This is a genomic window from uncultured Ruegeria sp., from assembly GCF_947504215.1.
GTDB lineage: Bacteria > Pseudomonadota > Alphaproteobacteria > Rhodobacterales > Rhodobacteraceae > Ruegeria.
The window spans coordinates 36,221-51,400 of sequence record NZ_CANNGO010000003.1 but is presented as its reverse complement, the minus strand read 5'-3'; the positions used below and the strand labels follow the sequence as shown (position 1 = coordinate 51,400).

Sequence of the window (15,180 nt, the reverse complement as noted above, 5' to 3'; positions counted from 1 at the left end):
GTGGTCTTATTGTGAATTTCGTCGGGTTGCTAGAACTTGTTGTCCGCAATGCGTAGCTGGCGCGCCCGGGAAAGGATGGCGTCTTCGATGGCGCGAGTTGTCGCAGCGTTGACTGGTGCGCCTCCGTTGGACTGAAGAGCAACCGACAAAGACCGTGCAGCCAAAGCTGGATCGCTGACATGTACCGTGGCCCGATAAGACCGACCGCCGCCCGGAGGTTTGCCGTAACCTGTTACGATCACGCCAGTAAACGGATCAACCTCTTGCACAGGCAGAAAGCTGAGAACATCCAGTGAGGCCGCCCACAGATACCGGTTTACATTGGTTGTCTGCTCGGCGTTGCCGCGATCAAAAATGTCCCAGATTGTCGTTCGATCAGAATCGTTCAATTCACGTTCGTCGGAATTTCCCCCAACGAGGTTGGGATTGTACGTGGTTGTGCTTCGATTCTGCCCGCATGCCGAAATGGTGGCGGTCAGCATGATCATACCCAAAACTGTCGGCAGGCGCATTGTAAGCAGGTCCTGTTTCACTGATTGTGCGTTGTTGGTGGATACTCCTAGCTAAGGACCCCATCTGCAACAAGCCTATTCTTTTGAAATATCGGCCTACTGCGCGGAAAGGCAGGCAAAAGTGACTGTGGCATCCTTGCACCAATTTGACCCGAATGAGGCCGCCGCAATTAGGCCAAGCTTGCACCCGGGGGGCAAAAAGAGCGAAACGGTGTCCGTGCTGAGACATATGCCGAGGTATGTGTCGAGTAGAAAACTGTTTAATTGAAACCGAGGGAAACAAGATGAAAAAAGTTCTCTTCGCAACGACGGCGCTGATTGCGACCGCAGGCGTTGCAGCAGCTGAAGTGAAATTCGGCGGTTACGGTCGTTTTGGTATTGGATACCTGGAAGACCGTTCGACAGATCCTAACATTAGCGACACCATTCTGGTTTCTCGCTTCCGTCTGAACATCGACGGCATCGCAGAAACCGACGGTGGCGTTCGCTTTGAAGGCCGTGTTCGTCTGCAAGCTGACGAAGACGCCGACACTGGTGAAGCCAACGCAGCTGGCCTGAACGGCGCGCGCTTCTCGGTCATCTACGGTGGTCTGCGTGTTGACGCAGGTAACGTAGCAGGTTCGTTTGACAACCTGGCAAACTACTACGGTAACGAGCCTGGCCTGGAAAACTTCATTGGTCAGTACTCTGGCGTTGACTACAGCTTCCTGTCGTACTCTTCGACCGGCGCTGGCGCAAACGCTGTGTTCTTCCAGTACGCCATCAACGACTTCGCCTTCGGCGCGTCGTATGACCAAGACTCTGGCGGCGAAGACAAGTGGGACATCAGCGCGACCTACACCTTCAACAACATCACCGCAGCTCTGGCCTATGGTCAAACTGACGGCGTTGGTGGTGCAGAGAAGCAGACCCTGACCGTTCTGACCTTGGGTGCAGAATTCGGTGACTTCTCGGGTACTCTGTTTGTAGCGGACGACGATGTTGCTGACGCAACACGTAACGGCACTGCATACGGTCTGTCGGCAGCCTACAATGTTGGCGCTGCAACCACTCTGACCTTCGCTTACGGTGACGGTTCGGCGGACGACGATAACCAGCAGTACGGCATCGGTGCCATCTACGACCTGGGCGGCGGTGCATCGCTGCGCGGTGGTGTTGGCCGCTCGAAGCGTGGCGACGGCGAAAGCCAGACACGTGCCGACTTCGGTGCCCAGTTCAACTTCTAAGTTGATCTGAACCGCAAGGTTTAAGGGCGGGTCTTCTGACCCGCCCTTTTCTTTTGCGTCGACATCGTGTTTCTCTGCGCCAAAGACAGATTGAGGAACGCCATGTCATTGCAAGATATCACCGCCCGCATTGCCAAGGCCGAAACCAGTTCCGGACGGTCTGATGGGTCGGTAAAGTTGATCGCCGTGTCCAAGGTGCAGCCAAATGAACGGGTCCAGGCCGTTCTTGAACAAGGGCACCGCTGTTTTGGTGAAAACCGGGTTCAGGAAGCCGCTGGCAAATGGCCCGCGTTCAAAGAGCAATACAGCGATATTGATCTGCATCTGATCGGCCCCTTACAAACCAACAAGGCGCGTCAGGCGATGGAGCTTTGCAACGCGATCCATTCCGTCGATCGTCCCAAGCTGGCAAAGACTTTGGCAAGGCTGGCGCAGGAGATCGGATCCTGTCCTGATTTGTTCATTCAGGTGAACACCGGAGAAGAAGACCAAAAGGCGGGAATTCTTCCTGCAGATGCGGATGGGTTTGTAGCGGAATGCAACGAACTGGACCTGCCGGTTCGCGGATTGATGTGCATCCCTCCGATTGATGAAGAACCGTCGCTGCATTTTGCATTATTGGCTAAGATCGCTGCACGCAACGGGCTGAAAGGTCTGTCCATGGGCATGAGTAGCGATTTCGAACAGGCCATCGCGTTGGGGGCGACCCATGTGCGTGTGGGGTCCGCCATCTTTGGCGAGCGGGTCAAACCGCAGGGATAATCAATCGTGTGCCCGGTACGATATGACGGGCAATCCAGTGCAGATGCTCACGTCGAAAAGCCACGCATCCTTCGGTAGGAAAGCCAGGTCGGCGCCATTGGTGCACAAAGATTGCCGAACCTCGACCCGCCACTGCGTTTGGCCAGTTCCAGTCGGTAATAAACACCAGATCATAAAGCGGGTCCGCGCGGCGCAGTTTTTCGTGGCTGTACGCGTATGGCGCCAAGACTAAGTGATTGTAATCTTTGTCGGACACATCGTCAGACCAAAGATCCCGAGGTCCGATGGCGCGCGCCCAGTAGTTCGGTGCTGCGATGCGGTCGGCCCGATACAACATGCCCGTGACACGGTGGACGCCTGTTGGGGTAGCCCCATCGCCCTCACGTTTGAAATTGCTCAATCCGCCCCTGCCGATTGAACAGGGGAAAAGCTGACCACGAAACCGAACACCATTCGGTGTCAGCACCAGATCATCGGGTGTCACAGCAGATGCCCGGACTTCGCCGCCTTGGTTGCCAGATACGCACGGTTGTGGGCGGTTTCGCCGACTTTCAACGGAACACGTTCGGTCACGGCGATGCCGGTACGCTCCATCATTGCAATCTTGGCGGGGTTGTTTGTCAGCAAACGGACCGAGTTGAACCCCAACGATTTCAGAATGTCTGAGCCGAGGCGAAAGTCCCGTTCATCATCTTCAAAGCCTAAGCGGTGGTTGGCTTCGACAGTGTCAAACCCCTGATCTTGCAGAAAATAAGCGCGCATCTTGTTTGCCAGACCAATGCCTCGCCCCTCTTGATTCAGATAGAGCAGGACGCCTGCGCCTTCTGATCCCATTTGGGCCAGCGCGCCTCGCAGCTGCGGGCCGCAATCACATTTCAGGCTGCCCATGAGGTCGCCGGTAAAACAGGCCGAGTGCAATCGCGCCAACACAGGCTTGTCCCGGTCCGGACGCCCGATCTCAACTGCATAATGCTCTTCCCCCCCATCTTCGGGGCGGAAAACATGCAAACGTCCGGCTTCTGATACTTCCATCGGCAGGCGCGCGGCGACAACCTCGTGCAGCGCGCTGCGGCCCGCCAGATGAGGGGCAGCGCGGGTGTGATCAATGCATGTCAGACCGTGGTCTGCGGCGAATGTTTTGCCGTCCTCGACCTGAACCACGATCGCTGCGGGCAGAAGACGCGCAGACTTTGCCAACGCAATAGCAATACGGTGCAAGTGTGCGTTGCCCTGCCGCTTGGTCATCAGCGGTCCTTTCATAGGGGAACTTAGATCGTCCGACGGATCGGAAACGGCCTGAACCCAGCCGAGATCTGCATCTTCTGGAATCAAAACCCGCGCCAGATCACCATCATAGGCCCGTGCCTTGAGCGTTTCCGCTCGTCGTCCAGTGATTGTGACCACCGGTTCGCCGCCAAGCCTACGAAGATCGGCCAGGCGTTGCGGGCTGAGTGTTTCTGCCGAGGCAGCAAGCACGCCGAACCCGCTGTCGTCCGTCAGTACTACGGGTACGCCCATGCGCAGATCTGCGCGGGCTCGTGCAAGCAGTTCGGTGATATCTGGGATCAGACTCATCTATGTTACCCTGTAACGTTCAGCCCTTGTCCTAGCGCTTTCGGGGCAAAATGTGAAACATTTCCGCTGCCTTGGACACGAGGGCGTGAGCCCGTTGCAGCAAAGCTTGTTGATTGCATATTCCACGCGCAAGTGATGGAAAAGGCTTTGGAGGACCGGGAAATGGCTCAACTCAAGAAAATCCTGCTGGTGGATGACGATGAAGACCTGCGCGAAGCACTCAGCGAACAACTGGTGATGACCGAGGATTTCGATGTGTTTGAAGCGCATGACGGTCAGTCCGCAATGGAGCGTGCGCGCGAAGCGATCTACGACCTGGTGATTCTGGATGTTGGTCTGCCGGACACGGACGGCCGCGAGCTGTGTCGCCTGATGCGTAAACAAGGTGTCAAAAGTCCGATTCTGATGCTGACGGGCCATGACAGCGATGCCGATACGATCCTGGGTCTGGATGCCGGTGCCAATGACTACGTTTCGAAGCCATTCAAGTTTCCGGTTCTGCTGGCCCGTATTCGCGCGCAGCTTCGGCAGCATGAACAGTCCGAAGACGCTGTTTTTGTTCTTGGCCCCTATACGTTCAAGCCTGCGATGAAAATGTTAATCACTGAAGATGACCGCAAAATTCGTCTGACCGAGAAAGAAACCAATATTCTCAAGTTCCTCTATCGTTCAACTGATGGTGTGGTGGCCCGCGACGTGCTGCTGCACGAGGTCTGGGGTTACAACGCTGGAGTGACTACGCACACGTTGGAAACTCACATCTACCGGCTGCGTCAGAAAATCGAGCCTGATCCGTCAAATGCGCGCCTTTTGGTCACAGAATCGGGCGGATATCGCCTAGTATCTTGATCGCCTGTAGATTGATTTGGATCAAAGTGATACTCTGTGGTCATAATTAGATTACTCCCGACCCGTGTATGTCCGGGTAATGACATGCACCTCCCTGTTGGACTGCCGGGCCTTTGGCCCGGCCTTTTTTTGTTCTGTTATTGCTTGTTATCAGCAGGATTGCGGGCAATTCCAACATTGCTCCGCATCAGATGTTCTTGTAATGTTCCGTTAGAATTTTCTGGATGGAGGCATTCTTGGTGATTCAGGGTAGTTGTTGTTGCGGAACGGTCAGGTTTCAACTGAAACGCGAACCCTCCGTAATGGGCACGTGTCATTGTTCCCGATGCCGTAAAGCCGGGGCCAGCACGATTGTGTTTGTGAAAAAGGAAGATCTGATATGGCTGCAGGGTAGGGACAAGGTGGCGTTGTACCGGCCAAATGCTCCTTACAAATACGGCAGATGTTTCTGCAAAGACTGCGGAACATCTCTTGGCGAGATTCTGTCGGATGAAGACAGTTTCCCAATCGCAGCGAACGCGCTGGACACGACGTTGACTTCAAAGGTCCAGTTTCACGAGTTTGTCTCGGAGAAACCTGATTGGTATGAGATTTGCGATGATGCACCGCAATCTGATGGGTATCCGTCCTAGACGTTTTTTCCGATAGCACCTGCACCTACACCGCGATAGGTTGCGCCAACCGCGACAGAGGAAGCCTGCCCCATGCCCTTTACCCTTGCCACCTGGAACATCAACTCGGTCCGTCTGCGTGAGCCGATCGTGCTGAAGCTCTTAGAGGAAGAAGCACCGGATGTTCTGTGTCTGCAGGAATGTAAATCGCCAGTGGAAAAGATCCCAACCGAGGCGTTTTCGGCGCTTGGCTACAACCATATGATTGCGCGGGGTCAAAAGGGCTATAACGGCGTCGCTATTCTGTCTCGCTTACCCATTGAGGATGTTGGCGACAAGGACTTTGCTGGTCTGGGTCATGCCCGACATATCGCCGGTCGTTTGGAGAACGGAGTGACGATCCATAATTTCTATGTTCCTGCAGGTGGGGATGTGCCCGATCGCGAGGTGAATGAGAAATTCGGTCAAAAACTCGACTATCTGACTGAAATGCGGGACTGGTTTCACGTGGACAAGCCAGAGAAATCAATTCTGGTCGGGGATCTGAATATCGCCCCGCGTGAGGATGACGTCTGGTCCCACAAGCAACTGCTCAAGGTCGTGTCGCACACACCCATCGAGGTCGAGCAACTCGCTGAAACCCAAGACGCAGGCGGTTGGATCGATATCACCCGTCAGGATATCCCCGAAGGGCAGCTGTATAGCTGGTGGTCCTACCGCGCGCGAGATTGGGATGCAGCCGACAAGGGGCGGCGGCTGGATCACGTCTGGGCGACACCCGATATTTCGAACGCGGGCCATTCCAGCAGGGTTCTGCGCGACGCGCGTGGCTGGGAAAAGCCAAGTGATCACGCTCCGGTTTTTGCGACCTTTGACATTTGATCGGATACGGCCTGAAAACTCCCCCCTTGGTTTCCGCGCTCAGTGGTTGCATATAGGGCGCAAATTTGAACGAAAGAGTGATTGCCATGGACCTTCTGAACACCGCAGCCGGCTCTGATACCAGTGATCTGATCAAAGATGGAACCGAGGCCACGTTCATGGCCGACGTTGTTGAAACCTCACAGGACATTCCTGTTATCGTTGATTTCTGGGCGCCTTGGTGTGGCCCTTGCAAAACGCTCGGCCCACTTTTGGAAGAAGCCGTAACCGCTGCCAAAGGCGCGGTGAAAATGGTCAAGATCAATGTCGACGAAGCTCAGGCAATCGCGTCGCAATTGCGCATCCAGTCGGTCCCAACCGTGTATGCCTTTTTCAAGGGTCAGCCTGTTGATGGATTTCAGGGTGCCGTGCCGGGATCTGAAATCAAGGCATTTGTGGATCGTGTTATCGAAGCCGCAGGTGGGGAAAGCCCCGGTGGACAATTGGAAGACGCGGTGGCAGCAGCCGAGGAAATGCTGACTGAAGGTGCCGCTGTTGATGCAGCTCAGACTTTTGCCGCTATCCTGGGCGAAGACCCCAACCATGCCGCGGCTTATGGTGGTCTTGTGCGTTCTCACATTGCATCTGGTGATCTTGAGCAGGCAGAAGCGATCTTGAATGGCGCACCCGCCGAGATCTCTACGTCGCCTGAAATCGAAGCAGCCCATGCGCAGCTTGAGCTGGCCAAACAGGCCGCTGACGCAGGTCCGGTGGCCGATCTGACAGCGCTGGTGGACGCTGAACCGGACAATCATCAGGCGCGATTCGATCTGGCGCAGGCACTGCATGCCAACGGCGATGTGGAAGAGGCCGTGGCGCAACTCCTGGAGCTTTTCCGCCGGGATCGCGAATGGAATGAAAGTGCAGCCAAGTCGCAGCTGTTCACGATCTTTGATGCGTTGAAGCCAAATGATCCGATTGTTCTGAACGGACGCCGCAAACTCAGCTCGATGATATTTGCCTAATTCCGGTTCAGAGCTACACTCGGATACATGATGCATCCCGCCGACCTGCCGGATACGATATCCGTTTTTCCACTGCCCGGGGCGTTGCTGTTGCCCCGGTCACGCTTGCCTTTGCACATATTTGAACCGCGCTACCTGCAAATGCTGGATGATGCTTTGAAGACCAAGGAACGTCTGATTGGCATGGTGCAGCCGAACCCGTCCCCGAGTGACGAAAAGAAATTGCATCAGATCGGATGTGCCGGGCGAGTGACACAGTTTTCCGAGACTGAGGATGGTAGGTATCTGATCACGCTCACCGGGGTTTCGCGGTTTCGGATCACTTCGGAACTGGACGCATTCACACCTTATCGGCGGTGTGCTGTCGCATGGGGTGGGTTTGATCGCGACTTGGGTAAAACCGAAAAGGATGACGAGTTTAATCGTACACGGTTCTTAACCTTACTCGAGCGGTTCTTCTCATCACGGGATTTGTCAACTGATTGGGATTCCATGAAAGATGCCGATGACGAGTTACTGGTGAATTCGCTTTCGATGCTTCTGGATTTCGATCCCGAAGAAAAACAGGCTTTGCTTGAGGCGCCCTGTTTGCGCACCCGGCGCGAAACACTGGTGACATTGATCGAGTTCGCCCTTCGTGGCGGTTCAAATGAGGAAACACTGCAATGAACGCATCCGAACACGCATTTGACCGCCACATGCTTGAGGCGCTGATTTGCCCAAAAACCCAAACGACCCTGCATTACGACGCTGACCGACAGGAGCTGGTGTCGAAAGCTGCGGGTTTGGCGTTTCCGATCCGCAATGGAATACCAGTGATGTTGGTGGACGAGGCCCGCGAACTGGACTAAATCGCGCGGCCCTGCAGCAGTTTCGGCAAGTCTCCGGTCAGCCCGGCGGCCTCGCGCACAAAGCTACGGCGCAACCCGGGCAGCGAGCCGACCAGGCCCATGCCGATATCGCGGCCCATCCGCAGGATAGGGTTGTCGTTTGAAAACATCCTGTTGAACACATCCGTCGCCATGGCCAAAGCGGCGGTGTCAAACCGGCGCCACTCTTGATACCGCTCCAAAACCAGTGTCGATGCGATGTCTTCCCCTCGACGCCCAGCCAAAGTCAGAACCTCGGCCAATGCGCCTACATCGCGCAGGCCTGCGTTCAGGCCTTGCCCGGCAATCGGGTGCATGCCGTGGGCGGCGTCCCCGACCAAAGCCAAATGGTCCGATATGAAGGAATTGGCGATGGTCAGGTTCAGCGGGTAGGTGAATCGGTCGCCCTTTAGCCGTATGTCACCGAGGAAATCTCCGAAACGGGGGCGCAGGACCTGAAGATAATCCGTCTCAGACATGGCGTTGATGCGCTGCGCGGTTTCCGTATGTTCGCTCCAGACAATCGAGCTGCGGTTGCCGGTTAGAGGCAGGATCGCTAACGGGCCTGGGGGCATAAAAAACTGATGGGCGACGCCATGATGCGGCAGATCATGTTCGATGGCGCAAACCAGGGCCGTTTGGCCATAGTCCCAACCGCTGCGCTTAATACCGGCACGCGCCGCTGTACCGCTGCGGCGACCATCACATCCGACGACCAACTGACCCGAAACGGTGGATCCGTCGTCAAGTGCCAGTGTTACGCCTGCCATGTCGGTCTTTTGTGAAACAACTGTCTTGCCGCTGAGTTGGGTGATCCGCTGCTCTTGCGTCATCGCGTCCAAAAAGGCGCGGCGAAGGTGGCGGTCTTCGACCATGTATCCCATCGGACCTTCTTCGATCTCGGCATGGTCGAAATGCATAAAGAACGGCGACGGGCCAGCGCCTGCGTGGCCGTCCGTCACCTTGATTTCCAGCATTGGCTGCGCATGCTCCGCGACCCGATCCCAAACCTCGATCGCATCCAGAAGACGCTGAGACGCCAACGCCAAGGCATAGGCGCGCCCATCAAACGTGGCCTTCATGCGCAGCGTCTCTGGCAGCGTGTCTATAACTGTAACCGAATGCCCGGTTTGCGCCAACGCCAGCGCCAGCGCCGGGCCATTCAGGCCACCGCCGACGATCAGGATATCCGAAGCCTTTGTCATGCCCTGCAATATGCGCGCCCTTTCGGGATTGTCCATGTGCGGTCCTGTCGCTACCGTCCCTAAAAGCCAGAAATCGGAGGGATAAAATGCAGGATTGGTTGACCATGACGGCGTGTGATCTGGGTCGTGGAATCGGCATGGGCCAAATTGATCCGGTTGAGTTGACCGAAACCTACCTGTCCGCCATTGACGCCCATCCGCACCGCGACCGGATCTATGCACGCGTGACCCATGACAGAGCACGGGCCGAGGCTGCCGCCGCCAAAGAGAGAGCGGGTCTGAGCTTGCGACGTTGCCTGTTGGATGGGGTTCCGATCAGTTGGAAGGATTTGTTCGATACCGCTGGTACAGCAACCGAGGCAGGATCAGCCTTGCTGAAAGGCCGCGTACCCGACGCAGACGCAGTGGTTCTACGCAACGCCACAGCCATGGGAACCGTTTGCCTGGGCAAGACACATATGAGCGAATTGGCCTTTTCGGGTCTTGGTTTGAACCCGATCACCGGCACGCCGCCCTGTATTGACGATGAAGACGCGGTTTCAGGTGGATCATCCTCTGGCGCAGCGGCGTCTGTTGCTTGGGGTTTGGCGGCATGTGGCATTGGGTCGGACACGGGCGGGTCCGTGCGCATCCCGGCTGCCTGGAACAATTTGGTGGGTTTGAAAACCACCGCTGGGCGGGTCAGTCTGGAAGGCACAGTACCGCTCTGCCTGCGCTTCGACACCGTAGGGCCCTTGGCGCGATCTGTCGAAGATGCAGCACATGTGCTGGCGCTTCTGGAAGGCGGAACGCCCGCGGATCTACGCGGGGCGACACTGAAAGGGCGGCGGTTTGCCGACTTGCAGAATGTAGCCAAGGATGACCTGCGTGATATGCCGCGCAAAGCTTATGGTGATGCGCTGCAAAGACTACAGGAAGCGGGTGCTGAAATCGTTCCTTTGGACGTTCCGGAATTGAACGAGGCGATGGGCCTGTCCGGTGTTCTTTACACCACCGAAGCCTATGGCCTTTGGCGTGACGTGATCGAAGCGAACCCTGAGGCGATGTATCCCGAAATTCTAGAACGGTTCCGTATGGGCAAGACGTATTCCGGTCCGGATTATGTGTCCGCGTGGTCGAAATTAAAGGCTTGCCGCACCGCATGGGATGCGGCAACGGCCAGTTTCGACGCCGTGTTGGCCCCGACTGCGCCAATACTGCCGCCCAATCTGGACCGTTTGATGAGCGATCATGAGTATTACGTGACCGAGAACCTCCTGGCCCTGCGGAACACCCGGATCGGCAATCTGATGGGCCTGGCCGCGCTGACTTTGCCCACTGAAACACCGGGATGCGGCCTTATGATGTTGGGCTATCCAGGGTCTGAAGAGGCCCTATTGCGTGTCGGTTCAGCGGTCGAATCCGCACTGACCTGAATGCCACAATCCCCTGATTCGGCACCTCTTTGTCTGGACGAAGGGGTACGTGATCTGTAATCTGACAAAAAACGGGGCGAAAATGATCCCGGTATTGAGGCAGTACTTATGAATTTCCCCGAGCGGTTCTCGAACCTACCGGCATATGCATTCCCGCGCCTGCGCGCCCTGTTGGATCACCATCAGCCGGGTGGCGACGTAATTCACATGACCATCGGCGAGCCCAAGCACGATTTTCCGGCCTGGGTGACGGATATGATCATGGAAAACGCCGGTGGATTCCAGGGATATCCGCCGAATGAAGGATCACCCGAACTGCGCGCTGCCATCACTGACTGGATCAAACGGCGCTATGGCGTGGCGATGGATCCGGACACCAATGTGATGGCTCTGAACGGCACGCGCGAAGGGTTATATAATGCCGCGATGGCCCTGTGCCCCGAACAAAAGAAGGGCCAAAAACCGGTCGTCCTGTGCCCGAACCCATTTTATCAGGTCTACATGGTCGCCTCGATCTCGGTCGGAGCGGAGCCGTATTTCGTATCTGCCACCGCAGCCACGGGACATCTGCCGGATTATGCAGGCTTGCCCGAGGACGTGCTGAACCGCACCGCCGTGGCCTATATCTGCTCGCCCGCGAACCCGCAGGGGGCGGTCGCATCGCGCGAATATTGGGCCGAATTAATCCGGCTGGCCGAGGCATACGATTTCCGCATCTTCGCCGATGAGTGCTATTCCGAGATTTACCGCGACGAGGCACCAGTTGGCGTTCTGACTGTTGCACAAGAGCTTGGCGCTGATCCCGAGCGGGTCACGCTGTTCAATTCACTGTCGAAACGGTCGAATTTAGCTGGTTTGCGGTCGGGTCTGATTGCAGGCGGGCCAGAAACGATCAAGCGCGTCAAACAGCTGCGCGCCTACTCAGGTGCCCCGTTGCCCGCACCGCTTCAAGCTGCCGCTGCCCGGGTTTGGGCAGACGAGGCCCATGTTGCTGAAAACCGTGCGCTCTATCAGGAAAAATACGCCATTGCGGATGCGGTTTTCGCCGGCGTTCAGGGCTACATGCCCGCTGAAGCCGGGTTTTTCCTGTGGTTGCCCGTCGAGAATGGCGAGGAAACAGCGCTTAAGGTTTGGCAGGAAACCGGAGTTCGGGTTTTGCCGGGCGCATATCTTTCTCAAGGTGATCCGGGACAGAACCCGGGCGAGCAGTTTATCAGGGTCGCCATGGTGGCCCCAAGAACAGAGATGCAGCACGGGCTGACCCAGCTCCGCGACTGCATCTATTTGTGAGGTACGAGGGCATAATGGCATCTTACAACGCGCGCAACCGCGATCCATTGTTGGACAGCACGACCCAAGCCGCCATTGAACGGCGCAGCAAGGAGCTGATCGGGATAGCCCTGATCCTTTTGGGCTTTGCCGCCGCTGCAATGATCTGGTCCTATACGCCGGACGACCCGAACTGGATGGTATCAACAGACGCACCAGTGCAGAACTGGATGGGGCGGATCGGCGCCTCGATCGTAGCGCCGCTGTTCATGATCGTTGGTTGGGGAAGCTGGGGCATTGCGTTGGTGCTGATTGGCTGGGGTGTGCGGTTTGCCGGGCATTTCGGTGAAGAGCGGGCCGTAGCCCGCTTGATCTTTGCCCCGATCTGGATTGCCGTTGTCTCTGTGTACGCCGCAACGCTGCTACCCGGTGCCGAGTGGCGCGCGACCCATAGCTATGGGTTAGGAGGCCTGTTTGGCGATACTGCAATGGGCGCCTTGCTGACCCTGCTGCCGATCGCCTCTCATTTTCTGGTCAAACTGATGTCCCTGGTTATGGCCGTTGGGATGATCGCATTGGGTATCTTTGTGCTGGGCTTCATCAGAACCGATGTGCAGCGGGGGTTCCGCGCGTTTCTGTTGGGTCTCGTGATGGCCTACGACATGTTGATGACCCTGTTGGGTCGCGGGGCATCAGCGACGGCACGGGCAGCGCGCGAACGTCGCGCGCAGTGGGACCATCGCAAAGCGGCTCGCGTGGAAGCGGCCGAGGCTGTTTACGAGGACGAGTTGGCCTACGCCGATCCAATCTTTGATGAGCCGGAATTGTTCGATCCGGAACCCGTTGCTAAGACGGGTCTACTGGCCAGAATGCCATCACTGATCCGCCGCCCGGACCCAATGCCAGAACTCGAGTTGATCGACCCGGATCCTGTCATGGGCTATGATGACATGCCCGGAGAGGACCGCATTCAGTCCAAAATCTCGGCGGCTGTGCGCAATCGCAAAGTCGCCAGCGGAGAAGTAACACCAGAGCCCGATCCGAATCTGCCGCTCACCAAGGGCAGGGGGCGCGGACCCGACCCTCTGATCTTGAATGCTTCGCAGAACGATGGATTGCCACCCGAGCCGCCACTGACTTCGACGGGGTTGCCGCCGGAACCGCCGATGACAGGTGCCGGGGCAGTCGACTGGCAAGACCCGGTTGCCGACGCATATGCACCGCACCTGGCTGATGCCGACGACTACATGAATGAGTATCAGCCCCAGCCAGAAATTGAGGACGAAGCCGTGTTTGAAGATGCGGCCGATCAGGCGATGCAATCACGTCCTGCGATGAAAATTCCAGTCGCAGAGCCGCGGAAGCCCGTTGTGGCACAACCGGTTCGCCGTGCACCTTCACCGTCGCGTCGTGCGCAGGCCGAGGCGCAACCGACATTGTCATTCGAAGAAAAGCACTCGGATTTCGAATTGCCACCGCTTGGCTTGTTGTCAAACCCGTCCGCCATTCAGCGCCATCATCTGAGCGATGAGGCCTTGGAGGAAAATGCACGGATGCTTGAAAACGTGCTGGATGACTATGGCGTCAAAGGCGAGATCGTCAGCGTCCGTCCCGGCCCGGTTGTTACCATGTACGAATTGGAGCCCGCACCAGGCTTGAAAGCCAGCCGTGTGATCGGTCTGGCCGACGATATCGCGCGGTCGATGTCAGCGCTATCGGCACGGGTTTCGACCCTGCCGGGTCGCTCGGTCATTGGCATCGAATTGCCGAACGAGAACCGCGAGATGGTGGTGTTGCGGGAAATTCTGTCCAGCCGAGATTTTGGCGACGGCAATCAGGCCCTGCCGCTGGCATTGGGGAAGGATATCGGCGGCGAGTCTGTTGTAGCTAATCTGGCCAAGATGCCTCACCTTCTGATTGCCGGAACCACCGGTTCCGGTAAGTCGGTGGCAATTAACACGATGATCCTGTCGCTGCTGTATAAGCTGACTCCGGATGAGTGCCGCCTGATCATGATCGACCCCAAGATGTTGGAATTGTCGGTTTATGATGGCATTCCGCACTTGCTGTCGCCCGTTGTAACCGACCCGAAAAAGGCAGTTGTCGCCCTGAAATGGGTCGTCGGCGAGATGGAAGATCGCTATCGCAAGATGTCCAAAATGGGTGTCCGCAATATCGCCGGCTACAATGGCCGGGTGAAGGATGCGCTGGCCAAGGGCGAAATGTTCAGCCGTACGGTTCAGACCGGGTTTGACGATGAAACCGGCGAGCCGATGTTCGAGACGGAAGAATTCGCACCAGAGTCGATGCCCTATATCGTTGTCATTGTCGATGAAATGGCCGACCTGATGATGGTTGCAGGTAAAGAGATTGAGGCCTGTATTCAGCGTCTGGCACAGATGGCACGGGCCTCGGGTATCCACCTGATCATGGCCACGCAGCGGCCTTCAGTCGACGTGATTACCGGTACGATCAAGGCAAATTTCCCGACCCGTATTTCGTTCCAGGTAACATCGAAAGTCGACAGCCGTACCATTCTGGGTGAAATGGGCGCTGAACAACTGCTGGGTCAGGGCGACATGCTCTATATGGCGGGCGGTGCCAAAATCACCCGTTGTCACGGCCCATTTGTCTCGGACGAAGAGGTCGAAGAAATCGTCAACCACCTGAAACAGTACGGCCCGCCGGACTATGTGAACACCGTTTTGGATGGTCCGGCCGAAGACAAAGCCGACAATATCGATGCTGTTTTGGGCTTGAACACCGGCGGTAATACCAATGGTGAGGACGCTTTGTACGATCAGGCGGTGGCGATTGTGATCAAGGATCGCAAATGCTCAACCTCATACATTCAGCGGAAACTTGCCATTGGTTACAACAAAGCTGCGCGGCTTGTTGAGCAAATGGAGGACGAAGGCGTTGTTTCATCGGCAAATCATGTCGGTAAACGCGAAATCCTGATCCCCGAGCAATAGGATATTTAATAACAAGGTCAAAGCGC

Annotated in this window: 15 protein-coding genes; 11 read left to right on the top strand and 4 right to left on the bottom strand. The window is 56.6% G+C overall.

Annotated elements, in window-relative coordinates; translation table 11 throughout:
- Window positions 1-29: 29 nt before the first annotated feature.
- Window positions 30-512, bottom strand: a complete 483-nt coding sequence (locus tag Q1B21_RS07350) for a DUF3576 domain-containing protein (protein ID WP_299887709.1) — start codon at window positions 510-512, stop codon at window positions 30-32.
- A 284-nt stretch (window positions 513-796) separates the two neighbouring features.
- On the opposite strand from Q1B21_RS07350, the gene Q1B21_RS07345 reads away from it, so the two are divergent.
- Complete coding sequence (locus Q1B21_RS07345; protein WP_298937341.1) at window positions 797-1,738, top strand: porin; 942 nt, start codon at window positions 797-799, stop codon at window positions 1,736-1,738.
- Between the two features lie 102 nt (window positions 1,739-1,840).
- Window positions 1,841-2,500, top strand: coding sequence for a YggS family pyridoxal phosphate-dependent enzyme (locus Q1B21_RS07340; RefSeq protein ID WP_299082067.1), 660 nt, complete (start codon window positions 1,841-1,843; stop codon window positions 2,498-2,500).
- Here the strand turns inward: Q1B21_RS07340 and Q1B21_RS07335 are convergent.
- Window positions 2,484-2,984 (bottom strand): L,D-transpeptidase family protein, encoded by a 501-nt coding sequence (locus tag Q1B21_RS07335; protein ID WP_299082069.1) that lies wholly within the window; start codon window positions 2,982-2,984, stop codon window positions 2,484-2,486. The genes Q1B21_RS07340 and Q1B21_RS07335 overlap by 17 nt on opposite strands.
- Window positions 2,981-4,075, bottom strand: coding sequence for a GTP cyclohydrolase II (gene ribA, locus Q1B21_RS07330; protein ID WP_299082071.1), 1,095 nt, complete (start codon window positions 4,073-4,075; stop codon window positions 2,981-2,983). Before ribA ends, Q1B21_RS07335 begins: the two co-directional genes overlap by 4 nt.
- Before the next feature lie 162 nt (window positions 4,076-4,237).
- On the opposite strand from ribA, the gene Q1B21_RS07325 reads away from it, so the two are divergent.
- The 6 genes from Q1B21_RS07325 (at window position 4,238) to Q1B21_RS07300 (ending at window position 8,272) form a co-directional block, all read left to right on the top strand.
- Window positions 4,238-4,924, top strand: a complete 687-nt coding sequence (locus Q1B21_RS07325; protein ID WP_120634046.1) for a response regulator transcription factor — start codon at window positions 4,238-4,240, stop codon at window positions 4,922-4,924.
- 224 nt (window positions 4,925-5,148) lie between these two features.
- Window positions 5,149-5,556 carry a GFA family protein gene (locus Q1B21_RS07320; RefSeq protein ID WP_366525396.1) on the top strand — a complete coding sequence of 136 codons (408 nt, stop codon included), beginning with the start codon at window positions 5,149-5,151 and terminating at the stop codon, window positions 5,554-5,556.
- A 72-nt stretch (window positions 5,557-5,628) separates the two neighbouring features.
- On the top strand, window positions 5,629-6,417 hold the full coding sequence (locus Q1B21_RS07315; RefSeq protein ID WP_299887700.1) for an exodeoxyribonuclease III: 789 nt from the start codon (window positions 5,629-5,631) through the stop codon (window positions 6,415-6,417).
- Between the two features lie 86 nt (window positions 6,418-6,503).
- Window positions 6,504-7,421 (top strand): thioredoxin, encoded by a 918-nt coding sequence (gene trxA, locus Q1B21_RS07310; RefSeq protein WP_299887697.1) that lies wholly within the window; start codon window positions 6,504-6,506, stop codon window positions 7,419-7,421.
- A 27-nt stretch (window positions 7,422-7,448) separates the two neighbouring features.
- Complete coding sequence (locus tag Q1B21_RS07305) at window positions 7,449-8,090, top strand: LON peptidase substrate-binding domain-containing protein (RefSeq protein WP_299887694.1); 642 nt, start codon at window positions 7,449-7,451, stop codon at window positions 8,088-8,090.
- Complete coding sequence (locus Q1B21_RS07300) at window positions 8,087-8,272, top strand: Trm112 family protein (RefSeq protein ID WP_298937333.1); 186 nt, start codon at window positions 8,087-8,089, stop codon at window positions 8,270-8,272. The genes Q1B21_RS07305 and Q1B21_RS07300 overlap by 4 nt, the downstream gene beginning before the upstream one ends.
- On the opposite strand, the gene Q1B21_RS07295 is transcribed toward Q1B21_RS07300, so the two are convergent.
- On the bottom strand, window positions 8,269-9,531 hold the full coding sequence (locus Q1B21_RS07295; protein ID WP_299887691.1) for an FAD-dependent monooxygenase: 1,263 nt from the start codon (window positions 9,529-9,531) through the stop codon (window positions 8,269-8,271). The genes Q1B21_RS07300 and Q1B21_RS07295 overlap by 4 nt on opposite strands.
- A 50-nt stretch (window positions 9,532-9,581) precedes the next feature.
- On the opposite strand from Q1B21_RS07295, the gene Q1B21_RS07290 reads away from it, so the two are divergent.
- The 3 genes from Q1B21_RS07290 (at window position 9,582) to Q1B21_RS07280 (ending at window position 15,154) form a co-directional block, all read left to right on the top strand.
- Window positions 9,582-10,910 carry an amidase gene (locus Q1B21_RS07290; protein WP_299887688.1) on the top strand — a complete coding sequence of 443 codons (1,329 nt, stop codon included), beginning with the start codon at window positions 9,582-9,584 and terminating at the stop codon, window positions 10,908-10,910.
- A 108-nt stretch (window positions 10,911-11,018) separates the two neighbouring features.
- Window positions 11,019-12,200, top strand: coding sequence for an aminotransferase class I/II-fold pyridoxal phosphate-dependent enzyme (locus Q1B21_RS07285; RefSeq protein ID WP_299887685.1), 1,182 nt, complete (start codon window positions 11,019-11,021; stop codon window positions 12,198-12,200).
- A gap of 14 nt (window positions 12,201-12,214) precedes the next feature.
- Complete coding sequence (locus tag Q1B21_RS07280) at window positions 12,215-15,154, top strand: DNA translocase FtsK (RefSeq protein WP_299887683.1); 2,940 nt, start codon at window positions 12,215-12,217, stop codon at window positions 15,152-15,154.
- The last annotated feature ends 26 nt before the right edge of the window (window positions 15,155-15,180 follow it).